Here is a 23,827-nt window from a genome sequence, read left to right on the forward strand (position 1 = left end):
AGTTGGACCTCGGGCACAATGACCCGAGGTCTATTTCTTTTTGGGGCCAATTATACGCTTTTCATTTGATCCCAAAGCGCGGTGCACATTTGACCCACGCGGGCTTCGATTGCCGCAGCGGCGTCTACCGCCAGATCTTCGCGCCATCGCTGCGCTGCAATTTGAACATTAATCGGTTGTGGCCCCTTCGGCAGATCGGCCAAGTGCGCGGGTACGCAGGCTGCCGGAAGCCCCAGGAAGTTCATCGCGTAAGAATACACCGCGCAGCCCAGAACCTCATGCACGCCTTCAGCCCCTTCCGTATCGCGGTCGGGCTTGAAGAAGGGCTGCGGCAAGAAGGGTGACAAAACCAGCGGATAATCTTGCATGAACAGCGACCATTCGCGCGCGTAGTGGCTGCGTTTGGCCAGCATTTTTACCAGCTCGGTTTCGACGATCGGCGGGAATTCCTGAAAGTAGACGTTGAAAATCTCTTGGATGGTTTGCGAACCGGCCGCTTCGATATCCGATTTCATCAGGGTCAGCACTTCGCCCATAAGTGCGCGATAACCGACCCGCCCACATTCGAAAACGTCCGGCGGATCGACCTCATCTACGGCATAGCCAGCATCAACCAATGCGTCGCGGGCCGTATCAAGGGCCTTTTCAACTTCGGGATGCAGAGCATAGCCAAAAGTGTTTTTTGTGAATGCCACCTTGATCGGACCAGCCGGGGATTCACCGCGCCAAGGCATTGGCACATGGAATGGGTCGCGCGCGTCTGCCGAGATCAGGCTGGGCATCGAAAGGTGTAAATCCGCTGCCGTCCGTGTAATCAGGCCCTGAACAGACATTGATTGGGCCAACAAGCCGCGCTCGACCTTTTGGCTTGGGTTCCAGGCGGGAACACGCCCCAGCCCTGGTTTCACTGTGACCGCCCCATTGGCAGCTGCGGGAAAGCGCAGGCTGCCGCCGATATCATTGCCATGGGCCAGCGCCCCGATACCTGCCATCACGGCCGCGCCCGCTCCGCCCGATGATCCACCGGGTGAGATATGGCTGCCCCATGGGTTATGTGTGCGCCCGTAAAGCGCGTTGTCCGTATCGGCCCGAAACGAAAATTCTGGTGTATTGGTTCGCCCGATTACAATGGCCCCGGCCTTATGCAGATTACGGACAACCGGTGCGTCATCCGGCGCGATGACGTCCTTCAATGCCACGACGCCGTTGGTGGTGGCGTGACCTTTCTGATCCACATTCACTTTTATCGTGACCGGTACACCATGCAGTGCTCCGCTTGGTCGCCCGCTTGCACGGGCGTTATCCAAGCAATGTGCACGTTCCAACGCCTCTGCGCGCAGATCTTCGACCACGGCATTCAGGTCGGGGTTGACTGCATCCATCCGGTCAATCGAAGCCTGTACAACCTCAGTCGCACTTAGATCACCGCGTCGCGTCAGGGTGGTCAAGTCTGTGGCGCTGAGACGCCAGATGTCGGAATCTGTCATGGGCCCTCACTGTGTTACAGCGACAGTAGGGGGCTTTGTTCCGGTTGCAAGGGCAGACGTGAAAAGGGCGGCCTGCGCCGCCCCAAGATCACTTTGCGTAACCGATTGTTTGTAAGGCGTCCTTGATTTCATCAAGGATGGCAGGATCGTCGATGGTGGCGGGCAATTTATAGTCCTGACCGTCAGCAATCGAAACCATCGTGCCGCGCAGGATCTTGCCCGAACGGGTCTTGGGCAACCTGTCGACGATCACAGCCAATTTGAAGGCTGCAACGGGGCCGATCTTTTCGCGCACCATCTTGATGACCTCCTGAACCACATCACCGTGGTCCCGGTCGGCGCCGGCATTCAGGCATAGGAACCCGACAGGCATCTGACCCTTCAACTGATCCGATACACCGATCACAGCACATTCGGCCACGTCTGGGTGGGCGGCCAGAACCTCTTCCATCCCGCCGGTCGAAAGGCGATGACCCGCCACGTTGATGACATCATCAGTTCGCGCCATGATATAGAGGTATCCGTCCTCGTCGATCATGCCTGCATCGCCCGTTTCATAGTAACCGGGGAAGTGCTCCAGATAGGATTTCTTGAACCGTTCCTCTGCGTTCCAGAGGGTCGGCAGCGTGCCCGGAGGCAACGGCAGCTTGACCGCAATGGCGCCCAGTTCTCCCGCTTTCATCGGGTGGCCGCCTTCGTCCAGAATTTGCACGTCATAGCCCGGCATCGGTTTGGCGGGTGAGCCCAGCTTGATCGGCAGTTCTTCGATGCCCAGGGGATTGCCAGCGATGGCCCAACCGGTTTCGGTTTGCCACCAATGGTCGATCACAGGAACGTTCAGCGCATTTTGCGCCCAAATAATCGTATCGGGATCGGCACGTTCGCCTGCCAGATACAGGGCGCGCAAATGCGACAGGTCGTATTTGGCGATCAGTTCACCCTTTGGGTCTTCTCGTTTTACGGCGCGGATCGCCGTGGGTGCGGTGAAAAAGCTTTTGACCTTATGCTCTGATATCACGCGCCAGAAGGTGCCAGCGTCGGGGGTGCCAACCGGTTTTCCTTCGAAAACGATGGTTGTGTTCCCATGGATGAGCGGTGCGTAGCAGATATACGAATGTCCTACGACCCAGCCCACATCGGATGCCGCCCAGAACACATCGCCTGGATCGACGTTGTAGATGTTCTTCATCGACCAGTTCAGCGCCACCAGATGTCCGGCAGTGGGGCGCACAACACCCTTGGGCGCACCCGTGGTGCCAGAGGTGTAAAGGATATAGGCCGGATCGTTACCATCGACCGGTACGCATTCTGCAGGTTCAACGCCGTATTGAAAACCGTGCCAGTTGAAGTCGCGTCCTTCAATCAGTTGAGCAACCTCTTGTTCACGCTGGAATATTACGCAGAATTCTGGCTTGTGATCAGCCAGGTCGATCGCGCCGTCCAGCAGAGGTTTATAGTGCACCACGCGACCGGGCTCCATCCCGCACGACGCGGCGATGATCGCTTTGGGTTTGGCGTCATCAATACGAACGGCCAATTCGTTACTGGCAAACCCGCCGAACACAACCGAATGCACCGCGCCCAGTCGTGCACAGGCCAACATTGCCTCAAGCGCCTCGGGGATCATCGGCATATAGATGATGACGCGATCACCTTTCTCGACACCTTTGGCTCGCAGCGCACCGGCAAGGTTGGCCACACGGTTGCGTAGCTCAACATACGAAATCTCGCGCTTGGTATGAGTGATGGGGCTGTCATAGATGATGGCCGTTTGCTCTCCGCGACCGTTTTCCACGTGACGGTCTACCGCGTTCCAGCACGTATTTACCCGCGCGTCGCTGAACCATTCATACAGTGGGGCATTGTCGTCGAACAACGCTTTGCTGGGTTCTTTTACCCAGTCGATCCCTTTGGCGGCGTCCATCCAGAACGCTTCGGGGTCAGTTTTCCAGCTGTCATAAACGTCCTGATACGCCATCTCGTTCTCCTCACAACGACTTGAATATTGTGTTAGGACCCAGAAAACTTTCGGGCAAGCGTGTCAAATGGCGACGCGTCAGTTTATCGCAAAATATTTGCAGGAAACCGCTGAAGAGGCTGCAAAGTTTTGCAAACCCCTTTTCTGCCAGCGGGAAACAAAGATCTCAAGGTCGAGTTTGCAAATCTGCAAACCCTGCGCTGCAAAAACAGGAACGGGCTACGACTCAACAAAACTCGAAGTGTTAAGCGCGTTTGACTACTGCCGACAGAACAACCTTTAGACGGCCACAAGTTATCGGCCATTCGTAAATTGCTGGTAAACCGCACCCCATTCCAGAGTGCGGTCCGGGTTATCATTGCGATTGCTCAGCCGTAATGCGCAACCGGAGTGCCAGCGATGGCAGCCATATTCAGCAAGCCGCGCGCGGTGATCGACGGCGTTACAATATGAGCTTTGTTGCCCATGCCCATCAGAATGGGGCCAACTTCGATTCCATCAGCTTTCATCTTAAGGATATTGCGCACCCCGCTGGCAGCGTCCGCATGAGCGAAGATCAGCACATTTGCTGCGCCTTCAAGACGCGAAGCCGGGAAAATGCGCGCCCGAAGGTCTCCGTCCAAAGCGGCATCCAGGTTCATTTCACCCTCGTACACGAAATCACGCGGCTGTTGATCCAGAATGTTCAGCGCCGCACGCAGCCGTTTGCCGGACCCTTCGGCTTGATTGCCGAATTGGGATTGCGAACAGAATGCAATTTTGGGCTCGATCCCGAACCGGCGCACGTGCCGTGCCGCACCAATGGTGGTTTCGGCCAGCTCTTCAGGGGTGGGCAATTGACGAACATGGGTGTCGGCAATGAACAGGGGCCCGTCTTCCAAAATCATCAGGGACAACGCACCATGCGGACGCAGGTCGCCATCGTCCAAAACCTGTTCGACATAATTCAGGTGCCAGCGATACTCGCCGAATGTACCGCAGATCAGACTGTCCGCTTCACCGCGATGCACCATAATGGCGCCGATCGCGGTGGTGTTGGTGCGCATGATTGCCTTGGCCAGATCCGGTGTCACGCCGCGGCGCTGCATGATCTGATGGTACGAGTTCCAGTAATCGTAATAGCGCGGATCGTTTTCCGGGTTTACGATCTGGCAATCCGTTCCAGGGCGTATTGTCAGGCCCAGCTTTTCACAGCGCGCTTCGATCACTTCCGGGCGTCCGATCAGGATTGGTGTCTCTGTTGTCTCTTCCAGGATGGCTTGCGAGGCGCGCAGCACGCGTTCATCCTCGCCTTCGGCAAAAACGATCCGGCGGGATGCGACCGCAGCGGCCTCGAACACAGGGCGCATCAGTAGGGCGGATTTGAAAACGGTCTGGTTCAGCTTTTCTTTGTATGCCTCAAAATCTTCGATTGGTCGTTTGGCGACACCGCTTTCCATGGCGGCCTTGGCCACGGATGATGAAACGACCCCAACCAAACGAGGGTCGAAAGGTTTGGGGATCAGGTAATCCGGGCCAAAAGTCAGTTGTTCACCTTTATAAGCGGCCGCGGCTTCTGCGCTTGTTGTCGCGCGTGCCATTTCCGCGATGCCGTCAACGCAGGCGATCTGCATCTCATCATTGATCTCGGTCGCGCCCACATCCAGCGCGCCTCGGAAGATAAAGGGAAAACACAGTACATTGTTGACTTGATTTGGAAAATCGCTGCGACCCGTGGCTATGATCGCGTCTGGGGCAACGTCGCGCGCGGCCTGTGGCAGGATTTCCGGCGTCGGGTTGGCCAACGCAAAAATTATCGGACGGCTGGCCATTTTTGCAACCATCTCGGGTTTAAGGACATTCGGACCGCTGAGGCCGAGAAACAGGTCTGCTTCTCCGATGACCTCATCCAATGTCCGCAGATCCGAGTTCTGGGCGAACTGGGATTTCTGCGGGTTCATATCCTCGGCGCGGCCTTCATAGACAAGCCCATGAATGTCGCATAACCAGATGTTCTCGCGCTTGACACCCAGTTTCACCAGCATGTTCAGGCAGGCAATCCCCGCAGCTCCACCTCCGGTCGAGACAACCTTAATGGTGTCAAAGGACTTTCCGGCCACGTGCAGGGCGTTTTTGGCAGCGGCCCCAACGACAATGGCGGTCCCATGCTGGTCGTCATGGAACACAGGAATGTTCATGCGCTCACGGCAGAGCTTTTCGACGATGAAACAATCGGGGGCCTTGATGTCTTCCAGGTTGATTGCGCCAAATGTTGGTTCAAGCGCGCAGACGATATCCGCCAGTTTTTCAGGGTCTGGTTGGTCGACTTCGATATCAAAGCAATCGATGCCTGCGAATTTTTTGAACAGGACGGCCTTGCCCTCCATCACCGGCTTGGACGCAAGCGCCCCGATATTGCCCAGCCCCAGAACCGCTGTGCCGTTGGACACTACCGCAACCAGATTGCCGCGTGCGGTGTAGCGTTCTGCATTTGCTGCATCTGCCTTGATCTCAAGGCTGGCCTCGGCCACGCCGGGCGAGTAGGCGCGGGCCAGATCGCGCCCGTTGGCCATCGGCTTGGTCGCCTTGATCTCAAGCTTTCCGGGTTTGGGATGGGCATGATAATCAAGCGAAGCCTGTCGCAGGCTAGGGGTGTCGGACATTGGCGTTTCTTCTCCCTGGGAAATATAATTTAACCTTAAACTATTTCTTTTAGCTTGGCTACGTTGCGTCACTTCGGCGAGTTGTCGCAACCGTGAAGTGTATAAAGCTTGATTTTTGTCACAAAACATTTACGGATAGGCAACTTTGCAACCCATAACACCACTCAGGCAAGAACAAGCAGTTATGACAATCAAGTTAAATAAGCAGGTCGGTGGCCTGTCCTACGGCTTTATGTCGCGTGCCCAGTATGCTCGGCTGGTGCTGTGGGGTGCAGCGTTGTTGGCGGGTGCTCTGGTCAGCGTTATTCTTGTGTGGCCCGAGTTCGCGGCAAAGTTCAACCATGAAGGCGGCCCGATAGAAACAGTCTCGGCCGCAGGTTTGTTTGTCGCGGGTCTTGCGGCGCTGTGGCGGTACAGGGGCGTGACCCGTGCCTATATCGGCCTCACATGCCTTTTGCTTGCTGAGCGAGAGTTAGAGGCTGACATCTATTCCGAAGGAAGTCTGCCATTTGCGATCCTTCATGGGTTGGACGTGTTTCTGGATATCGTATGGGTCAGGGTTGCGCTGATCCTGTTGGTGCTGGGCGGTGCGATCTGGCACGGCATTCCAACAGGGTGGCGTGCGTTCAAGCAACGCAACCTGTCATTGATTGTGTTCGTTGCGGCGGGATGCGCGGCCGTGACTGCTCAGCTGTTGGAAGAATTTGTCGGGCTGTACAGCGGTGCCTTGTCTGACCTCATGCAAGTGCGGCTTTTTGTTCTGGAAGAAACGCTCGAGATGTTCTTTTCGATTGGCATTTTGGCCTCTGTTCTGATCGGATGGCCGAAAACGCAATCCAACGGAACGCCCCATGACCAAGACAGCCGAGCCATCGCAGACATACGCTGAATTTCGCCTGCCCACGCAAGAGCTGCGTGACGACATCCCCTTTTACACAAAGACATTGGGGATGAAGATGGACATGATCTATCCCGCAGACGATCCGCGCATTGCGGTGTTCTCAGGGCATGGTTTGCGGTTGCGCATCGAAAAGGATGCACCCGAAAGCGCCGGAACGCTGCGTATTCTGACCGATGACCCAGAAGGTTTCGCCAACGGTGAACGGGTTCTTGTTGCGCCAAACGGGACCCGTGTCGAAATCGAAGAGCGTAGCCCGCCGCTTGTGATGCCTGAAACGGTTCATTCCTTTGTGGTGCGTAGGCTAAAGGATCAGGCTCCTTGGATCATCGGGCGCGCCGGAATGCATTACCGCGATCTGGTGCCGGATCGGCTCGGCGGTTCAATCATCGCAAGCCATATTCGTATTCCAGACGGCGGCCCCGTGCCTGACATGGTGCATTTTCACAAGGTTGGGTTTCAACTGATCTTTTGCATCCACGGTTGGGTCGATGTGGTCTATGAAGACCAGGGCGAAAAGATGCGGCTGACGGCTGGCGATTGCTTTATCCAACCACCGGAAATTCGCCATCGCGTGCTGGAAGCATCCGACAATGTTCAGGTCATCGAGATCGGTGTGCCGGCAGAACATGTCACGGAAATCGACCATGACATGCAGCTCCCAACCCCGCATTTTCGTCCCGATCGGGAATGGCAGGGGCAACGCTTTGTCTACAATCAGGCGAAGGATGCCGAATGGGTGCCGTTCCGTTTGCCAGGTTACATCTGCCGCGACACAACGATTGCCGAAAACACTAAGGGGGTCGCCGGGGTTCAGGTCGTGCGCAAAGGGCAGGGTGAACCGGAATGGGCCAGCCATGACACCGATATCCATTTCACCTTCGTGATGGACGGCCAAGTTACGCTGGAAGGCGAAGGTCGCGAACCCTACCGGCTGGAACAAGGGGATGCTTTTGTCATTCCACCGGGCATGCGTACGCGTTTGTCCGCACCATCGGATGATATGGAATTGCTGGAAGTCACCTTGCCCGGTACCTTCAACACAACACTGGGGTGACTGAAAAACAAGGTAAGGGGGCTTCTATTCCCCCGCCTTTTTCCGGTAGGGTCCAATTTTCTGACCAGATGATCAAAAATGAGGAATCGCCATGTCGCTGAAAGACGCTGCCTTGTCCGTCCGGGAAAACGCCTATGCGCCTTATTCGAACTTCAAGGTAGGCGCGGCGCTGCGGTCTTCCTCGGGTCAGATTTATTCTGGTTGCAATGTCGAGAACGTCGCATACCCTGAAGGCACCTGTGCCGAGGCCGGTGCGATTGCCGCGATGGTTGCCTCAGGCGAACAGCACCTCACTGAGGTCTATGTGGTCGCCTCGAGCCCGCAACCCGTGCCGCCTTGCGGTGGTTGCCGACAGAAACTGGCCGAGTTCGGCAAGCGTGATGTGAAAGTCACTTTGGCAACCGTGGATGGTGCCGAGTTCGAAACCACCATCGGAGAATTGCTGCCTGGCGCGTTTGATGCCTCTCATATGGAAGATGTCTGACGCATGGATGCCCGTTCGATCATTGCAAAGCTGCGCAGGCTTGAGGTGCCGGGGCGCGAAGAATTGATCTGGTTTGCACAGGGGCTGGCCGATGGCAGTGTCAGCGACGCGCAGGCCGGGGCCTTTGCCATGGCCGTCTGCATGGGCGGTTTGGGCCCGCAGGGGCGCGCGGATTTGACAGTCGCGATGCGCGACAGCGGTGATGTGCTTACTTGGGATGTCGACGGGCCGGTGATCGATAAACACTCGACCGGCGGAGTCGGGGATAGCGTTAGCCTTGTACTTGCTCCGGCGCTGGCGGAATGCGGGGCATATGTTCCAATGATCTCGGGCCGTGGGTTGGGGCACACCGGCGGGACACTGGACAAGCTTGAGGCGATACCGGGCGTCAGCACGCAGATCGGGCAAGATCGTCTTGCACAGATCTTGGGTGAAACCGGTGCTGCCATTGTTGGCGCAACGGGGCAGATCGCTCCGGCCGATAAGCGACTTTATGCGGTGCGTGATGTAACCGCGACTGTCGAAAGTTTGGACCTGATCACGGCTTCGATCCTTTCCAAAAAATTGGCGGCCAGCCCGGACGCACTGGTTCTTGACGTCAAGGTCGGCAGCGGTGCCTTCATGAAAACGATGGAAGATGCTCAAAAGCTTGCCACAGCATTGACCGAGACTGCAAACGCGGCGGGGTGCCGGACGTCGGCGGTGATTACGGATATGAACCAGCCACTGGCCCCCGCGTTGGGCAATGCCTTGGAAATTGCAGAAGTTATGAAGGTCCTGACCGGATCGCAATCTTCACCGTTGGCAGACATCTCTGCCGAGCTCGGAGGGGTATTGTTGACGGATGCCGGAATGTGCGGGTCGGTCGCGGAAGGACGCGAACAGATCGCCGCAGTCATCCGGGACGGGCGCGCCGCAGAACGGTTTGGTCGCATGATGGCTGCGGTCGGCGGCCCCGTACAGTTTGTCGAAACCTGGGCCCGGTTCCTGCCAGAGGCCAACGTCATCCAAGAGGTTCCCGCCCCCAGGGATGGTTACGTCTCGGCCATCGACGGAGAAGCGCTGGGTCTTGCCGTGGTGGCGCTGGGCGGTGGTCGTCAGGTCGAAAGCGACCAGATCGATCCAGCGGTTGGGATCTCTGGTATTCTCCGGCTGGGGGATCGTGTATCCAAAGGGGCACCCATCGCTGTAATCCATTCAGCACGGGAGGACGCCGCGCTTCGGGCTGCAAAAAGCGTTCTCAGCGCTATTACGATCAGCGATACACCTCCATCGGTTCCTGATCTGGTGCGCGAAAGGATCAGCGTATGACCCGCGCGTTCCTTGTTGTCATGGATTCCGTCGGTATAGGCGGTGCACCTGATGCCAGTCAGTTCTTCAATGGCAGTATTCCGGATACAGGGGCGAATACTCTGGCCCACATCGCACAGGCTTGTGCCGAGGGGCGGGCAGAAGGCGGGCGATCAGGCAATTTGACCTTGCCGCATCTTGACGCATTGGGTCTGGGTGCGGCTGTGCGCTTGGCGTCCGGGGACGAAATTCCGGGGTTGGGCGCAGAACCCACCGGCCTGTGGGGCTGCGCGCGCGAGCATTCGCCCGGCAAGGACACGCCCTCGGGCCATTGGGAACTGGCAGGCCTGCCAGTGCCGTGGGACTGGCATTATTTTCCAGAGACGGTTCCAGCCTTTCCAGCGGACCTGAGCCGTGCCGCGGCTGAAGCGGCAGGGACCGAAGGCGTCCTTGGGGATTGTCACGCTTCGGGCACTGCGATCATCGCCGAGTTGGGTGCCGAGCACATGCGGACCGGTTGGCCGATCTGCTACACCTCTGCCGACAGCGTGTTTCAAATCGCTACCCACGAAGAAAGCTTCGGGCTAGACCGGCTGCTGGACATGTGCCGCACGCTCGCGCCGCGATTGCATGAGATGAAAGTGGGTCGTGTTATTGCGCGCCCCTTTATCGGCACGCCAGAGACTGGCTTTGAACGCACGACCAATCGCAGGGATTTCGCTATTTTGCCGCCCGCACCAGTGCTGACCAATTGGGCACAGGATGCGGGACGGAAGGTGCACGCCGTGGGCAAGATCGGCGACATCTTTTCGATGCAGGGCATCGACACGCTGCGCAAAGGATCTGATGCCGAATTGATGCAGCACCTGTCTGATCTCGTGGACGAGGCGGAAGACGGCAGTCTGACCTTCGCCAATTTCGTAGAATTCGACAGTTTGTATGGCCATCGCCGCGACATCAGCGGTTATGCCCGCGCGCTTGAATGGTTCGACCGGGAAATCGGGAAGATTCTGGCGAAACTCCGCCCTGGAGACCTGTTGCTGCTGACCGCCGATCATGGCAATGACCCCAGCTGGACCGGAACGGATCACACGCGTGAACAGGTGCCGGTTCTGATTGCAGGGCGGGGCGCGGGGAAGATCGGACAAGTGGATTTTGCCGATGTCGCCGCCAGCATTGCTCATCACCTGAACATTCCGGCGCAAGGGCCGGGTAGGAACTTTTTATGAACGTCGCCGACCTTCCAAAAATCGAACTGCACCTGCATCACGAAGGCGCAGCGCCTCCGGCATTCATCCGTCAACTCGCGCATGAAAAGCGCGTGGACCTGGGCGGTATCTTCAAGTCGGACGGATCTTATGATTTCCGCGACTTCGCGCATTTCCTGAGCGTGTACGAGGCCGCTTGCGAAGTTTTGAAAACGCCCGAAGATTTTCGACGGCTCACTTTGGCCATTCTGGAAGAAAGCGCCGAGAATGGTGTGGTTTATTCCGAGACTTTTCTCAGCCCGGATTTCTGCGGTGGCGGCGATCTGCACGCGTGGTGCGATTATCTGAACGCCATCCAGGATGCCGCAGACGAGGCCGAGCGCAAGTTTGACATTACGCTGAGGGGCGTGATCACCTGCGTGCGCCATTTCGGCCCCGAACAGGCCAAGCGCAGCGCCCAATGTGCAGCTGAGACCGCTGGCGACTGGATCACCGGGTTCGGTATGGGCGGGAACGAATCCATCGGTGCGCAAGGTGATTTCAAATGGGCCTTCGATTGTGCGCGCGAAGCCGGTCTGCGTCTGACCACACATGCGGGTGAGTTCGGTGGCCCTGACAGCGTGCGCGATGCCATCCGTGATCTGGGGGTCGAACGCATCGGTCACGGCGTTCGCGCCATCGAAGACCCCGACCTTGTTCGCGAATTGGTGGATCGGGACATCACTCTTGAAGTCTGCCCAGGGTCGAATGTGGTTCTGGGCCTTTTCCCGGATTTTGCAGCGCATCCGATCGCACGCTTACGCGACGCAGGCGTAAAGGTCACGGTGTCCACAGACGACCCTCCGTTCTTTCACACGACCATGCGGCGGGAGTATGAGATGTTGAACGCAGCTTTCGGCTGGGAGGCCGAGGATTTTGCGACACTGAATGAGATGGCCCTGAACGCGGCCTTCTGCGATGAAGATACCCGTACGCGGGTCAAGAAAAGACTGGAGACATCATGAGCGAATACCTGACCGTCGTCGATCACCCTTTGGTTCAACACAAACTGACGCTCATGCGAGACAAGGGCACCTCAACGGCTGAGTTTCGGCAGTTGCTGCGCGAAATTACGCTTTTGCTGGCTTACGAGGTCACGCGCGAAATCCCGTTGACCACGCGCCATATCGAAACGCCGATGGAAGAGATGGACGCCCCGATCCTAGCGGGCAAGAAGATGGCTTTGGTGTCAATCCTGCGCGCAGGAAATGGGATGTTGGATGGGGTTTTGGAACTTGTGCCCTCCGCGCGCGTTGGCTTTGTCGGGCTGTATCGCGACGAAGAAACCCTGAAGCCCGTACAGTACTATTTCAAGGCACCCGAAGGCCTGAAAGACCGTTTGGTCATTGCCGTGGATCCGATGTTGGCCACCGGCAACAGTTCGGCCGCTGCCATTGATCTGCTGAAAGAGGCGGGCGCAACGGATATCCGCTTCCTTTGCCTGCTGGCGGCACCCGAAGGTGTGGCGCGAATGAAAGAAGCGCACCCGGATGTGCATATTGTCACCGCTGCACTGGACCGCGAGTTGAACTCGAAAGGCTATATCATGCCGGGCCTGGGCGATGCGGGCGACCGCATGTTCGGCACCAAATAAGCCTGATTATTCGCCGCAAATGTTCTGAAGTCGGACCCAGTCGCGGTCCGGCAAAACTTGTTCAAGGGTGCGACCCGCCATCGGGTCCGCCTCGATCAGTCCCAAGACAGTTTCACCTGTTATATCTCGGGCATATGCATAAGGCGTCGAGGGCAGGGCGGCTTGTGCAAAGACCGCCAAAAGCTGGTCATCCAAAAGCGAAGGCCGAGGGTCTGATACAACTTGTTCGGTGTAGTTGTCGATGATGGCAGGCGTCAGTCCGCCGGTTGTCAGCAAACGGAAGGCCGAAGATGCACCGGTTCGATCCAGAAGATCATCAAGCGGGTCCGTCTGTTCCATGCGGGCGCGTTCCGCGATGACATAACCCGCGGCGACGGCAGGGTCTTCATAGTCTTCCACCAACGATTTGTTCAACACAACCGTGCCGCCGGGAAGGCTCAGACTGTCCTGTACGCCTGCAGGCAGGATAATGATCTGGCGTACACCAGTCCGCTTGGCCAGCCGATCCAGCGACCCCTGCGCATCCACCGAAGAACAGGCGCGCCCTGAGACACGTTCGATCCTGTGCAGTATGGTCTCACCGATTTCCTGCCGTTTTACCTGAGGAACGACGGAAACGACGTGGCTCTGCAATGCGCCGGGCAACCAAAACAGCAGCAGGGCCAATACAGCGACAACAACGCCCCCGACACTCAACCACCGCAGACGACCGGGGTGCGGGCGCGCGCGATCAATGGCGCGTTGCAAGCGGTCAATGGCGTCCAGCATAGTGGTTTCGGTTTCCGCCAGTTCCAGCGTTTCGTCCGGGTCGCCGTCGGGGTTGAAAACGGCCGGAAAAGACCCTGGGTTCTGTCGTTCCAGTGCAGCCAAAGACCAATGGGTCAAGGCCCTGTCATTGAAGTCGGAAATCGTCAGAGTGGCTTCACCGATCGATACCACAACCTCTCGCCGCTGTTCATCGGGCGAAGGGCGCCACAGACCGGTGGCTTCGATCCGCTGGTACTTTTTCAGGGCCGTCATCTTGATGGGGTCTGCTCAGAATTGTTTTGCTACAGCTTAGCATGGTGCATTCGTTAGGCGCAAACCTGTTGCGCAGCTAAAGCAAAATGTGCTGGATACCCGACAAGAAAAAGTCCCAGAACTTTGATCGCAATCGAGGCACTTACATGCAGGATCATTCAACAACTTCGCCGGTTTTGGCTTCGGGTTTGATGATTGGCTCCATGGCGATCATTGGCGTGATCGACAATGTGGTGGTGCTGTTGGCCGAAACGGTTGGCTTGTGGCAGTTCCACCTGACCCGTGCCTTGCTGATGTTTCCATTGATCGTCGGTCTTTCTGTTGTGGGTTTGGGTCGGCTGCGCCCACGCCGTTGGAGACCCGTCATTTTACGTAGTGTTTTGATGACGGTCGCCATGCTGTGCTATTTTGCATCTTTGGCGATGATGCCCATTGCGCAAGCGTTGGCAGGATTGTTCACGTCGCCGATCTTCGTGCTGTTGATTTCATCTCTGGCGCTCAGGCAGACGATTGGCCCCTGGCGCATTCTGGCCGTTCTGATGGGCTTCACCGGTATTTTGTTGGTGCTGCAGCCAAACCCGAGCGACTTTGATACGCGGACGCTGTTGCCGGTTGTGGCCGGTTTTTTCTATGCGTTGGGCTCGATCCTGACACGCACACATTGCTCGTCAGAAAGCACGGTGGCCATGTTGGCGGCCATGGTTATCACACTGGGTACAACCGGAGCGATTGGCGCCATGGCTTTCACGCTTTCCCCTGTTGACACCCCTGACGGACCGGAAGGCTTTGTCACGCGGGGCTGGGTTTGGGCATTCGGACCTGCGATGCTTTGGATCGGTATCCAGGCCGTTGGTTCGACCGTCGCGGTCTTCATGTTGATCAAGGCGTATCAGGTGGGTGAGCCATCTTACGTGGCCGTCTTCGAGTATTCAGTCATGATCTTTGGCCCGCTTTTTGCTTTTGTAGCACTTGGGCAGTCCATCGGCGTCATGCAAGTTTCGGGCATTGCCTTGATCGCATTGGCGGGCGCATTGTTGGGATGGCGGGCTAAACGCTCTTCCTCCTTGCAAGAGATGGCCTAACGCTCACAAAGGGCCGAATGGCGAGGATTCGCCACAGCCCGCACGGGTCTTTCGTTTCAGAAATGGCAAAAAAGCTCGAATTTACGGAGTGAATGTTTACAAAAATACAAGGGGATGGGGCAAATATTGCTCAAATCAGGCGCAATTATGTCTGAAATAAGACAGCCTTCATTTTTTGGTGCTAGCTATTGGGCATAACCAATTTGTGCCAAAGGGGGTTCGGCACGTGTCTGAAGTTACGAGTATTTCTGTTTATCTAAATCAATCGCCCGAGTTTGAGCCAATCAATCCAAGTCACGCGATGAACGCGCGCCGTGGCGGATTTTTGCAGGGCACGAAGATTGCCACCACCAGTGGCTGGAAGCCAGTCGAACGGATCGCTGTAGGTGATCTGGTTCGAACACTCGACCACGGTTTCAAAGAGGTGCGCCGCATCTCGACCAGTACCGTGGTCATTCCAGCAGATGAGCGGCGCGCTGAATATCTGCCGATCTTTGTACCGGCCCGTGCTGCCTTTAACGGGCGACCAGTTTGGTTGATGCCTGAACAAGGTATGGCACTTAGCTTGTCCAAGATTGATGAAGGGGCCGAAGGAATTTCGGTGGTGCCCGCACGTGTTCTGAATGGGGCTGGGCGCATGATGTCTCAAGCTCCGGGATCATCTTTTGAAGTCAGTTCGCTGTTCTTTGACGAGGATCAGGTGATCTTTGTCGAAGGGGGCTTGCAAGCGTTTTGCCCTTCGGGTCGCTTTTCGATGCGGGGGACAGCCCAAGTGCAAGCATACAAGGTCGTGGACGAGACTGCCGCAGAAGACCTTGTCAATTCGATTGCTATCAAGGGCGACATGTCGGCCCTAGCAAACCCATTGGGTGCACTGCCTGCGCCCATTCCGCAGGACCCGATATTTCCGATCCGCCCGCCATCTGGGGTCAGGCGGCCTGGTCGACCGGGGCGCCCGAACGCGCCGGTTCTGTTCCTGCGGCCCGAATGGCAGATCTAACCAAACACTGACAAGAACGATGCAGGCGCGTGGTTTCACGCGCCTGCATCATTGTTTCAAGCGGCTTTTGCTTCGGGATTGAAGCGGCCATAGAAGCTCTGACCTTTTTCGGCCATTTCACGCAGCAGCGGCGGGCAGGTGAAGCGCTCGCCGTAGGTTGCGGCCAGTTGATCGCACCGCTCGGCCGCATAGGGTGTGCCGATGATGTCCAGCCAGCTGAGCGGGCCACCGGACCAAGGCGCAAAACCCCAGCCTAGAATAGCACCCACGTCACCTTCACGGATGTCTTCCAGAACGCCTTCTTCCAGCGCGCGCACCGCTTCTAGCACCTGCGCGAACATCAGGCGTTCCTGGACTTCGATCAGGTCAGGCTGCTCGGCGGCCAGCGGGTACTTGTCTTGCAGACCCTTCCAATATTCGACGCGCTTGCCCTTGTCGTCATAGTCGAAGAAACCCGCATTGGCCTTGCGACCCAGTCGGCCCTGTTCCTCCATCCAGAAGATCAGATCGTCCGAGGGGCTTTCGGGATAGGCATCGCCCATGGCCGTCTTGGTGGCGCGGGCAATCTTGGCGCCCAGATCAATCGAAGTTTCATCAGTCAGTTGGATCGGCCCAACTGGGAAGCCAAGCTGACGCGCGGCGTTGTCGATCAGAATCGGGCTGACGCCCTCGGTGATCATGCGCGCACCTTCGTTGATATAGGGGATGATGCAGCGGTTGGCATAGAAGAAGCGCGCATCGTTGACCACGATCGGCGTCTTGCGAATCTGGCGCACATAGTCCAGCGCCTTTGCTACCGCGCGATCACCGGTTTCCTTGCCCTTAATGATTTCGACCAGGAACATCTTCTCAACCGGCGAGAAGAAGTGGATGCCGATGAACTGTTCGGGCCGCACCGAGGCTTTCGCCAGATCTGTGATCGGCAGCGTCGAAGTGTTCGAGGCAAATATGCAATCCTCGGGGATGATGGCCTCTACCTTCTTGGTCATCTCGGCTTTCACACCGGGGTCTTCGAACACGGCTTCGATAATCAGATCGCAGCCTTTCAGATGTTCCAGATCGGGGGTCGCGGTGATGCGGGCCAGCAGGGCTTCTTTCTTCTCAGCCGTGGCTTTGCCGCGCTTGATGCCCTTGTCCATATAGCTTTCGCTATACGCCTTGCCCTTGTCGGCGGCTGCCTGATCACGGTCGATCAATACGACCTCCATCCCGGCCTGAGCGGAAACCAGAGCGATACCGGCACCCATCATGCCCGCGCCCAGAACGCCGACCTTTTTAACGCGCTGATCTGGTACATCCTTGGGACGCACAGCGCCTTTCTCCAACGCTTCCTTGTTCAGGAACAGCGACCGGATCATGGCCGACGAAGACGGGTTCATCAGGACATTGGTGAACCACCGCGCCTCGATCTTCAGGGCGGTGTCGAAGTCAACCAATGCGCCTTCATAGATCGAGCTCAGCAGAGCTTTGGCCGCCGGGAACGCACCCTGCGTCTTGCCGTTCACCATCGCGCTTGCACCCACGAAGGTCATGAAGCCAGCAGGGTGGTAAGGTGCGCCGCCGGGCATCTTGTAGCCTTTCGCGTCCCAAGGCTTTACCAAATCGGCATCCTTGGCGTTCAGAACCCATTCCTTGGCTGCAGCAACCGGGTCATCTGAAACTGCGTCGATCAGCTGTGCACCCTTAGCCTTCTTCGGGTCCATCATCTTGCCTTCCAGCAGGACGGGAGCCGCCGCCATCGCACCAACCATGCGGCTATAGCGCATTGTCCCGCCGCCTCCTGGGAAGATACCCAGCAGAATTTCGGGCAGACCGATCTTGGATTTCGGGTTGTCGGTCATCACGCGGTGATGGCAGGCAAGGGCGATCTCGGTCCCGATCCCGGCGCATGTGCCGTTGATTGCGCAGGCAATAGGCTTGCCGCCCTTCTTGGTCTTGGGGTCCATACCTGCCAATTCCAGCTTGCGCAGAATGTGGTGGCCACCCATGACGAAATCGAACAGCGCTTGCGCCGGTTCTTCACCCGCCTCCTGGCGAATGGTGGCCAGCGTATTCAGGTCCATGCCGCCTGCAAACGAGCCCTCTTTGCCCGAAGTGATGACGATCCCCTTGATCTCATCATCGTTCAGGGCCTGATCGATCAGTTGGCTGACCTCCTGAAACGCCTCGCGGGTCAGCACGTTCATGGATTTGCCCTGGGCGTCCCAGGTCACGAATGCGACGCCGTCCGCGTCTTTGCTCAGAGTGAAATCAGTCATTGTCATCTCCAATCTGGTCAGCCGTCAGCGGGCTGCCGTCTTTCCGGGTAAAGGTGTTCCCTTCATCCTTCACCATCATGTCTAAGTCGCTGTAAAAACAGGTCTCGGTCGGGGTCCGAGTGCCCACCACCAGAAAGGTCGCAGGCGCATCGGTTTTGTTCACAAGGTGATGGCCGTTGGCTTCACCGGCGGGCCAGGCGGCGCAATCACCGGGCTGCATCTCATGCTCTCCATCGTCGTCGATCAGCACGCATGTACCGCTGAGCATGATGGCAAACTCGTCCTGCTCCATGTGGTAATGACGCAGCGAGGACAGAGCTTGTGGCTCAAGCCGCACGATGTTGACCCCGAACTGGGTCAGCCCACCCGCATCTCCAACGCCCTTTTTGAAACGGCCTCCGACCGCCTCAGCCAGCTTGCCAGGATAGGACGAGCCACCCTTGAACGAGATCTGAGAGAGATCCAGCTTAGGCATCAGATCCGCTCGATAATCGTTGCTGCACCCATGCCGGACGCGATACAAAGCGTGGCCAGACCGGTTTCCTTGTCCTGACGCTCAAGCTCATCCAGCAGTGTGCCGATGATCATCGCGCCGGTTGCACCCAACGGGTGACCCATCGCGATCGAGCCGCCGTTCACGTTCACAAGGGCCGGATCGACGTCGAATGCCTGCTGGAACCGCAGCACGACCGAGGCAAATGCTTCGTTCACTTCGAACAGGTCCAGATCGCCGATCTTCATGCCATTGTCGGCCAGGATCTTTTCGGTCACCGGAACCGGGCCGGTCAGCATGATGGTCGGATCGGTGCCGATCTTGGCGGTTGCCTTGATACGGGCGCGCGGCTTGAGGCCGTATTTTTCACCGAACTCTTTGTTGCCGATCAGAACAGCCGCCGCGCCGTCCACGATGCCCGAACTGTTGCCCGCGTGGTGGATGTGGTTGATCCGTTCCAGATGCGGGTACTTGATCATCGCCACCTTGTCGAAGCCGGGCATCTGCTCGCCCATCATCTGGAAGGACGGGTTCAGCGCGCCGAGGCTCTGCATGTCAGTACCGGGGCGCATGTATTCGTCGCGATCGAGAATGGTCAGGCCGTTCTGGTCAGTCACCTTGATGACGGATTTCTCAAACCGGTTGTCTTCCCAGGCCTCTGCCGCACGCCGTTGCGATTCGACGGCCAGCGCGTCTGCGTCGTCGCGGCTAAAGCCATACTCAGTAGCGATAATATCCGCTGAAATACCCTGCGGAACGAAGTAGGTCTCCATTGCCAGCGAAGGATCAACTGCAATCGCCGCGCCGTCGCTGCCCATAGCCACACGGCCCATCATCTCAACACCGCCAGCGATATAAGCATCGCCAGCGCCGCCTTTGACTTGGTTTGCCGCCAGGTTCACGGCTTCCATGCCTGAGGCGCAGAAGCGGTTGATCGCCAGTCCTGGGATCGACTGATCCAGGTCCGAGGCCAGAACCGCCGAGCGGGCCAAACAGCCGCCTTGTTCCATCACTTGCGTGACGTTGCCCCAGATCACGTCCTCGACGGCGTGGCCTTCAAGGTTATTGCGTTCTTTCATCGCGTTCAGGGTGAGGGCGGACAGGCGCACCGAGGTAACCTCGTGCAGGCTGCCATCCTTACGGCCCTTGCCGCGCGGGGTGCGCAGGGCGTCATAAATATAAGCTTCGGTCATGGGTCTTCTCCTTAAGCTCGATCCGACGGGTTGCCGGGCATCAGGTCATAGGGGTGTTTCCAGCCGGGCTGCTCGGATAACCGGGTCAGCCAAGCGTCGATATGGGGCCAGTCGGCGCGGTCAAAGCCGAATGGTTCGGGATAGTAAAGGTAGCCGCAGCAGCTGAGATCAGCGTTTGTCACGCCGTCGCCGACGATCCAGTCGCGACCGTCCAAATGGGCGTTCAACACTTGGTAAGCTGCCTTCAGGCGCCCCTGGTTAAAAGCAATTACGTCCGGGTTTCGGTGCTGTTCGGGCAGGAAATTGATCAGGAACCGCGTCAGCCCGGCCATTGAACTGAGCTTGTGGTTGTCCCACAAAACCCAGCGCAGGATGTCGTAGTTCTCATCCCGATCCTTGCCACCGAATCTACCGGACTTCTCGGTCACGTAAGCCTGAATGGCACCGGACTGGCTGGTCCGAAAATCACCGTCGATCAGGACAGGCGCTTCGCCCATCTCATTCACTTCGACGCGAAACTCCGGGGTGCGCGTCGCACCGTTGAAAAAGTCGACAAAGACCGGTTCCCAGTCCAACCCGGACATTTCAAGAGCGAGTGCGGCCTTGTAGCTATTTCCGCTTTCTCCGAAGCAATGCAGCTTTATGGTCATTCAATCGCCCCTCCCGTGGCGTTTGTGGATCGGTCGGTAGTTCCGTATTTGAAACGAGAAGAAGGGCGGGTTTACACTTTTCTCGTAACGGTTTCTTAAGGTTAATGCGGTTTCGTCCTCTTGCGGTACAGGCTGCCGAGCCGATGACCGTACGAGGAGAAGCCCCGCCGTCCCGGCTGAGTGCCACCTAGTGAGATCAGTTCCCGGATGGCGGGGTGGACGCGCATCCATATCTTCTTCTTGTTCCAAATACGGCCGCCGGAGGCGGAGTGATCGGTTGGCTTGTGTGTGCCATAGACTTGGCGTTCCGACGTCACCGCTTTCGCGCTTCAAGTTCAGAGTTGAAAATCCGCAAGCGATGGGTCAGGTTTTCCTCATCAATCACGCTGTTGAAATTTTCGAACAGAAAAGACAGTGCTTCACCTTCGTCCAAACCGGCCTCACGCGCGAAGGCTTTGAGTTTGCGATATCCGTCTTCCGTCATGGCGACGGGAAAACGGCGGGTCAGGCGAAAGCGTTTTGGCATCTTTTCTCCTCCGGGTGCGGGCTTGGGCAGCTTTGCCTGAGCCAAGATTGAGATCAGAAATTCGCTGCGTCCAGTGCCATGACCGTGTCCGCGCCTGTCCGGATGCGCGCAAGGTGCATCGCCGTCGCAGGCAAGCGTCGAGCCATGTAGAAGCGGCCGGTGTTAATCTTGGTTTCGTAGAACTCTTTGTCCGACGCACCTCGGTCCAGCGCATCCTGTGCGGCTTTTGCCATTTGCGCCCACATCAGGCCCAGGCAGACATGACCGAACATGTGCATGAAGTCGTACGAACCTGACAGCGCGTTGTTCGGGTTCTTCATACCTTCCTGCATGAAGTACATGCCAGCGGCTTGCAGGTCCTTGGATGCAGCTTTCAGCGGTTCGATGAAGGCCTTGTCATATGCTTCGTCCTTGCCACCGTTTTCCTTGCAGAATGTTTTGACCATCTCAAAGAATGCCATGACGTGCTTGCCGCCATCCTGCGCTAGTTTGCGGCCGACAAGGTCAAGCGCCTGAACGCCATTCGCGCCTTCGTAGATCATCGCGATACGGGCGTCGCGGGTATATTGCGACATGCCCCATTCTTCAATGTAGCCATGGCCGCCATAGACCTGTTGAGCTTGTACGGTCATGTCATAGCCCTGATCCGTCAGGAAACCCTTGATGACCGGGGTCAGCAGCGAGATCAGACCATCCGCGTCCTTGTCACCCGCGCGGTGCGCTTTGTCGAGCATCGTCGCGCCCCACAGGATGAACGCCCGCGCCCCTTCGGTAAAGCTTTTCTGGTCCATCAGGTTACGGCGGATGTCAGGGTGTACGATCAACGGATCGGCAGGACCGTCCGGGTTCTTCACGCCGGTTACGTCGCGACCTTGCAGGCGGTCCTTGGCGTACTCCAGAGCATTCTGGTACGCGGCCTCGGCCTGTGCCAGACCTTGCATCCCCACACCAAGACGCGCTTCGTTCATCATGGTGAACATGGCGCGCATGCCTTTGTGTTCTTCGCCCAAAAGCCAACCGGTGGCCTCGTCATAGTTCATGACGCAGGTCGAGTTGCCGTGGATGCCCATTTTCTCTTCGATCTTGCCGACAGAGACGCCGTTACGCTCACCCGGTGTGCCGTCTTCGTTGACAATGAACTTTGGCACGATAAACAGCGACACGCCCTTGATGCCCTCGGGGCCGCCGGGAATCTTGGCCAGCACCAGATGGACGATGTTGTCGGCCATGTCATGGTCGCCGGACGAGATGAAAATCTTCTGCCCCGAGATCTTGTAGCTGCCATCGCCCTGTGGTTCGGCCTTGGTGCGCATCAGGCCCAGATCGGTGCCGCAATGCGGCTCGGTCAGGTTCATGGTGCCGGTCCATTCACAGCTGACCATGTTTGGCAGGTACTTGTTCTTCTGTTCGTCAGTCCCGTGCGCCAGGATGGCCGAGGCCGCGCCATGGGTCAGGCCCTGATACATGGTGAATGCCTGGTTGGAGCCTGAGAACATCTCGCCGACGGCGGTGCCAATTACATAAGGCATGTTCTGGCCGCCATATTCTTCCGGCATGTCGAGGCCAGTCCAGCCACCTTCCTTCATTTGCTCGAAGGCGTCTTTGAAACCGGTAGGAGTGTACACAATACCGTTTTCCAACCGGCACCCTTCTGTGTCACCCACGACATTCAGCGGATGCAGTACGTTGGTGGCAACCTTGCCAGCCTCTTCCAGAACCGCGCCGGTAAATTCGGCTTCCAATTCGTTATAGCCGGGCACATCCGACTGCGAGATTTTCAGAACGTCATGCAGGATGAACTGCGTGTCTTTGGTTGGCGCGTTGTAAACGGGCATGTGAAGCTCCCTTAATTCATATGTCCGGATGGCGGGTCGAGGTTATTCGGCCGCCTTCTTTTCCTGTTTCATCGAGGCGATAACCTTCTCGCCCCAGCGCAACTGCTCTTTCAGATCGTCGATGGCTTGCGTCAGTTCGCGGCGGCGTTCTTCCATGTCGGCCAGGCGTTCTAACGCGATTTCATAGGTGCGGGTCATCTGAGTGACCTGCTGGTCGCCCACATGGTACAGATCCAGAAGTTGGCGGATTTCTTCCAGGCTGAAGCCAAAGCGTTTGCCGCGTAGAATCAGTTTCAGCCGCGCCCGGTCACGCTTGGTGAACAGACGTTTTTGGCCTTCGCGGATCGGGAACAAAAGTTCCTTGGCCTCGTAAAACCGCAATGTGCGTGGTGTGACATCATAGGTCTCGCACATCTCGCGGATTGTCATCACATCTTCGGTCATTCGTCATACTCTCGTCACTGGCGTCATGAAACATGAGTTGCGCAGTTGCTTTGCGCTTTACAACACGTGAGTGACGTTTACGTAATTCAGACGCTGCGTCATTTCAAAGTTGACGTAACATCCGAACGCGTAAACGCTGATTGATGAAATTTTCTTTCCCTAAGGTCACGCGAAAACTCAGCCTTTTGCGTGTGTGAAAGTTGTTCTCACACGCATGAGGTGTGCTGAGCCGCGCTGACTTGGCGAAGCAGACTTAAGAATACGGGGGGTTATTCCAGAGACTTTGCCGTCTGATCGCGCAGACGCTTCAGCTCATCCATCGCTTCGTCCAGTTGCTGGCGCTGCTGTTCAAGCTCGCTCATCTGACGATCAGCCATTTCGACAAATGTGGCCATTTGCGCCGCGTTGCCCTGATCTTCATAGATCAACAGCCATTGGCGAATCTCTTCCAGTGGGAAGCCAAACTTACGGCCACGCATGATCAGCTTCATCCGGGCGCATTCCCGCGCACCGTAAAAGCGGGACCGACCTTCGCGGTCCGGCTGCAAAAGTTCGATGTATTCGTAATAGCGCAGGGTGCGCGGCGTTACGTCGAACTCGGCACACATCTCTTTGAATGACAAACGATTGTTGGACATTCCTGATCTCC

At 57.3% G+C, this 23,827-nt stretch carries 21 protein-coding genes; 9 read left to right on the forward strand and 12 right to left on the reverse strand.

Annotation, left to right across the window (positions count from 1 at the left end; translation table 11 throughout):
- Positions 1 to 50 precede the first annotated feature (50 nt).
- The 3 genes from GS630_RS11175 to GS630_RS11185 all read right to left on the reverse strand — a co-directional run bounded on the left by GS630_RS11175 (position 51) and on the right by GS630_RS11185 (position 6,107).
- Positions 51 to 1,487, reverse strand: coding sequence for an amidase family protein (locus GS630_RS11175; protein ID WP_171619728.1), 1,437 nt, complete (start codon positions 1,485 to 1,487; stop codon positions 51 to 53).
- Between the two features lie 88 nt (positions 1,488 to 1,575).
- Positions 1,576 to 3,465 (reverse strand): propionate-CoA ligase PrpE, encoded by a 1,890-nt coding sequence (gene prpE, locus GS630_RS11180; RefSeq protein WP_171712026.1) that lies wholly within the window; start codon positions 3,463 to 3,465, stop codon positions 1,576 to 1,578.
- A gap of 368 nt (positions 3,466 to 3,833) precedes the next feature.
- On the reverse strand, positions 3,834 to 6,107 hold the full coding sequence (locus tag GS630_RS11185; protein WP_171177583.1) for an NADP-dependent malic enzyme: 2,274 nt from the start codon (positions 6,105 to 6,107) through the stop codon (positions 3,834 to 3,836).
- Between the two features lie 184 nt (positions 6,108 to 6,291).
- Between GS630_RS11185 and GS630_RS11190 the strand changes: the two genes are divergently transcribed.
- The 7 genes from GS630_RS11190 to upp all read left to right on the forward strand — a co-directional run bounded on the left by GS630_RS11190 (position 6,292) and on the right by upp (position 12,677).
- Positions 6,292 to 6,996, forward strand: a complete 705-nt coding sequence (locus GS630_RS11190; protein WP_171712028.1) for a hypothetical protein — start codon at positions 6,292 to 6,294, stop codon at positions 6,994 to 6,996.
- A complete protein-coding gene (locus GS630_RS11195; RefSeq protein WP_171177579.1) occupies positions 6,959 to 8,062 on the forward strand; it encodes a cupin domain-containing protein in 1,104 nt (367 codons plus the stop codon). Before GS630_RS11190 ends, GS630_RS11195 begins: the two co-directional genes overlap by 38 nt.
- A 91-nt stretch (positions 8,063 to 8,153) precedes the next feature.
- Entirely contained in the window at positions 8,154 to 8,546 is a 393-nt protein-coding gene (locus GS630_RS11200; RefSeq protein WP_171177577.1) for a cytidine deaminase, read from the forward strand.
- A 3-nt stretch (positions 8,547 to 8,549) separates the two neighbouring features.
- Positions 8,550 to 9,857, forward strand: coding sequence for a thymidine phosphorylase (locus tag GS630_RS11205; protein WP_171177575.1), 1,308 nt, complete (start codon positions 8,550 to 8,552; stop codon positions 9,855 to 9,857).
- Positions 9,854 to 11,065, forward strand: a complete 1,212-nt coding sequence (locus tag GS630_RS11210; RefSeq protein ID WP_171619732.1) for a phosphopentomutase — start codon at positions 9,854 to 9,856, stop codon at positions 11,063 to 11,065. The genes GS630_RS11205 and GS630_RS11210 overlap by 4 nt, the downstream gene beginning before the upstream one ends.
- A complete protein-coding gene (locus tag GS630_RS11215; RefSeq protein ID WP_171177571.1) occupies positions 11,062 to 12,048 on the forward strand; it encodes an adenosine deaminase in 987 nt (328 codons plus the stop codon). The genes GS630_RS11210 and GS630_RS11215 overlap by 4 nt, the downstream gene beginning before the upstream one ends.
- The gene (upp, locus tag GS630_RS11220; protein ID WP_171619734.1) at positions 12,045 to 12,677 is read left to right on the forward strand and encodes a uracil phosphoribosyltransferase; all 633 of its coding nucleotides are present in this window, start codon (positions 12,045 to 12,047) and stop codon (positions 12,675 to 12,677) included. Before GS630_RS11215 ends, upp begins: the two co-directional genes overlap by 4 nt.
- A 6-nt stretch (positions 12,678 to 12,683) precedes the next feature.
- Here the strand turns inward: upp and GS630_RS11225 are convergent, their stop codons facing one another.
- Positions 12,684 to 13,697 (reverse strand): hypothetical protein, encoded by a 1,014-nt coding sequence (locus GS630_RS11225; protein ID WP_171619736.1) that lies wholly within the window; start codon positions 13,695 to 13,697, stop codon positions 12,684 to 12,686.
- Between the two features lie 146 nt (positions 13,698 to 13,843).
- On the opposite strand from GS630_RS11225, the gene GS630_RS11230 reads away from it, so the two are divergent.
- Together GS630_RS11230 and GS630_RS11235 are read left to right on the forward strand one after the other, a co-directional pair.
- Positions 13,844 to 14,779: a DMT family transporter gene (locus tag GS630_RS11230; protein WP_171619738.1), complete on the forward strand. Its 936-nt coding sequence runs from the start codon at positions 13,844 to 13,846 to the stop codon at positions 14,777 to 14,779.
- 226 nt (positions 14,780 to 15,005) lie between these two features.
- Positions 15,006 to 15,779 carry a Hint domain-containing protein gene (locus GS630_RS11235; protein ID WP_348540071.1) on the forward strand — a complete coding sequence of 258 codons (774 nt, stop codon included), beginning with the start codon at positions 15,006 to 15,008 and terminating at the stop codon, positions 15,777 to 15,779.
- A gap of 56 nt (positions 15,780 to 15,835) precedes the next feature.
- On the opposite strand, the gene GS630_RS11240 is transcribed toward GS630_RS11235, so the two are convergent.
- From GS630_RS11240 to GS630_RS11275, 8 genes are all read right to left on the reverse strand, one after another.
- Positions 15,836 to 18,037, reverse strand: a complete 2,202-nt coding sequence (locus tag GS630_RS11240; RefSeq protein ID WP_171619740.1) for a 3-hydroxyacyl-CoA dehydrogenase NAD-binding domain-containing protein — start codon at positions 18,035 to 18,037, stop codon at positions 15,836 to 15,838.
- Positions 18,030 to 18,512 (reverse strand): cupin domain-containing protein, encoded by a 483-nt coding sequence (locus GS630_RS11245; protein WP_171619742.1) that lies wholly within the window; start codon positions 18,510 to 18,512, stop codon positions 18,030 to 18,032. The genes GS630_RS11240 and GS630_RS11245 overlap by 8 nt, the downstream gene beginning before the upstream one ends.
- A complete protein-coding gene (locus tag GS630_RS11250; protein WP_171619744.1) occupies positions 18,512 to 19,723 on the reverse strand; it encodes an acetyl-CoA C-acetyltransferase in 1,212 nt (403 codons plus the stop codon). The genes GS630_RS11245 and GS630_RS11250 overlap by 1 nt, the downstream gene beginning before the upstream one ends.
- A gap of 11 nt (positions 19,724 to 19,734) precedes the next feature.
- Positions 19,735 to 20,373, reverse strand: a complete 639-nt coding sequence (locus GS630_RS11255) for a glutathione S-transferase family protein (protein WP_171619746.1) — start codon at positions 20,371 to 20,373, stop codon at positions 19,735 to 19,737.
- Positions 20,374 to 20,686: 313 nt separating this feature from the next.
- Entirely contained in the window at positions 20,687 to 20,899 is a 213-nt protein-coding gene (locus tag GS630_RS11260) for a hypothetical protein (RefSeq protein ID WP_171091078.1), read from the reverse strand.
- Between the two features lie 53 nt (positions 20,900 to 20,952).
- Positions 20,953 to 22,734 carry an acyl-CoA dehydrogenase C-terminal domain-containing protein gene (locus GS630_RS11265; RefSeq protein WP_171177557.1) on the reverse strand — a complete coding sequence of 594 codons (1,782 nt, stop codon included), beginning with the start codon at positions 22,732 to 22,734 and terminating at the stop codon, positions 20,953 to 20,955.
- Between the two features lie 42 nt (positions 22,735 to 22,776).
- Positions 22,777 to 23,178 (reverse strand): MerR family DNA-binding transcriptional regulator, encoded by a 402-nt coding sequence (locus tag GS630_RS11270; protein WP_171091075.1) that lies wholly within the window; start codon positions 23,176 to 23,178, stop codon positions 22,777 to 22,779.
- A gap of 269 nt (positions 23,179 to 23,447) precedes the next feature.
- Positions 23,448 to 23,816 (reverse strand): MerR family DNA-binding transcriptional regulator, encoded by a 369-nt coding sequence (locus GS630_RS11275; RefSeq protein WP_171177553.1) that lies wholly within the window; start codon positions 23,814 to 23,816, stop codon positions 23,448 to 23,450.
- Positions 23,817 to 23,827 lie beyond the last annotated feature (11 nt).

The sequence above is a fragment of the Ruegeria sp. HKCCD7303 genome (genome assembly GCF_013111185.1).
In the GTDB taxonomy this organism is placed as follows: Bacteria; Pseudomonadota; Alphaproteobacteria; order Rhodobacterales; family Rhodobacteraceae; genus Ruegeria.

Excerpts from the sequence above, each read along its gene's own strand:
- GS630_RS11210 (WP_171619732.1), top strand. The coding sequence starts at position 9,854 with ATGACCCGCGCGTTCCTTGTTGTCATGGATTCCGTCGGTATAGGCGGT.
- upp (WP_171619734.1), top strand. The coding sequence starts at position 12,045 with ATGAGCGAATACCTGACCGTCGTCGATCACCCTTTGGTTCAACACAAA.
- GS630_RS11195 (WP_171177579.1), top strand. The coding sequence starts at position 6,959 with ATGACCAAGACAGCCGAGCCATCGCAGACATACGCTGAATTTCGCCTG.
- GS630_RS11260 (WP_171091078.1), bottom strand. The coding sequence starts at position 20,899 with ATGCCAAAACGCTTTCGCCTGACCCGCCGTTTTCCCGTCGCCATGACG.
- GS630_RS11185 (WP_171177583.1), bottom strand. The coding sequence starts at position 6,107 with ATGTCCGACACCCCTAGCCTGCGACAGGCTTCGCTTGATTATCATGCC.
- prpE (WP_171712026.1), bottom strand. The coding sequence starts at position 3,465 with ATGGCGTATCAGGACGTTTATGACAGCTGGAAAACTGACCCCGAAGCG.
- GS630_RS11270 (WP_171091075.1), bottom strand. The coding sequence starts at position 23,178 with ATGACCGAAGATGTGATGACAATCCGCGAGATGTGCGAGACCTATGAT.
- GS630_RS11265 (WP_171177557.1), bottom strand. The coding sequence starts at position 22,734 with ATGCCCGTTTACAACGCGCCAACCAAAGACACGCAGTTCATCCTGCAT.
- GS630_RS11215 (WP_171177571.1), top strand. The coding sequence starts at position 11,062 with ATGAACGTCGCCGACCTTCCAAAAATCGAACTGCACCTGCATCACGAA.
- GS630_RS11200 (WP_171177577.1), top strand. The coding sequence starts at position 8,154 with ATGTCGCTGAAAGACGCTGCCTTGTCCGTCCGGGAAAACGCCTATGCG.
- GS630_RS11245 (WP_171619742.1), bottom strand. The coding sequence starts at position 18,512 with ATGCCTAAGCTGGATCTCTCTCAGATCTCGTTCAAGGGTGGCTCGTCC.
- GS630_RS11240 (WP_171619740.1), bottom strand. The coding sequence starts at position 18,037 with ATGACTGATTTCACTCTGAGCAAAGACGCGGACGGCGTCGCATTCGTG.
- GS630_RS11205 (WP_171177575.1), top strand. The coding sequence starts at position 8,550 with ATGGATGCCCGTTCGATCATTGCAAAGCTGCGCAGGCTTGAGGTGCCG.
- GS630_RS11225 (WP_171619736.1), bottom strand. The coding sequence starts at position 13,697 with ATGACGGCCCTGAAAAAGTACCAGCGGATCGAAGCCACCGGTCTGTGG.
- GS630_RS11230 (WP_171619738.1), top strand. The coding sequence starts at position 13,844 with ATGCAGGATCATTCAACAACTTCGCCGGTTTTGGCTTCGGGTTTGATG.
- GS630_RS11250 (WP_171619744.1), bottom strand. The coding sequence starts at position 19,723 with ATGACCGAAGCTTATATTTATGACGCCCTGCGCACCCCGCGCGGCAAG.
- GS630_RS11175 (WP_171619728.1), bottom strand. The coding sequence starts at position 1,487 with ATGACAGATTCCGACATCTGGCGTCTCAGCGCCACAGACTTGACCACC.
- GS630_RS11190 (WP_171712028.1), top strand. The coding sequence starts at position 6,292 with ATGACAATCAAGTTAAATAAGCAGGTCGGTGGCCTGTCCTACGGCTTT.
- GS630_RS11255 (WP_171619746.1), bottom strand. The coding sequence starts at position 20,373 with ATGACCATAAAGCTGCATTGCTTCGGAGAAAGCGGAAATAGCTACAAG.
- GS630_RS11275 (WP_171177553.1), bottom strand. The coding sequence starts at position 23,816 with ATGTCCAACAATCGTTTGTCATTCAAAGAGATGTGTGCCGAGTTCGAC.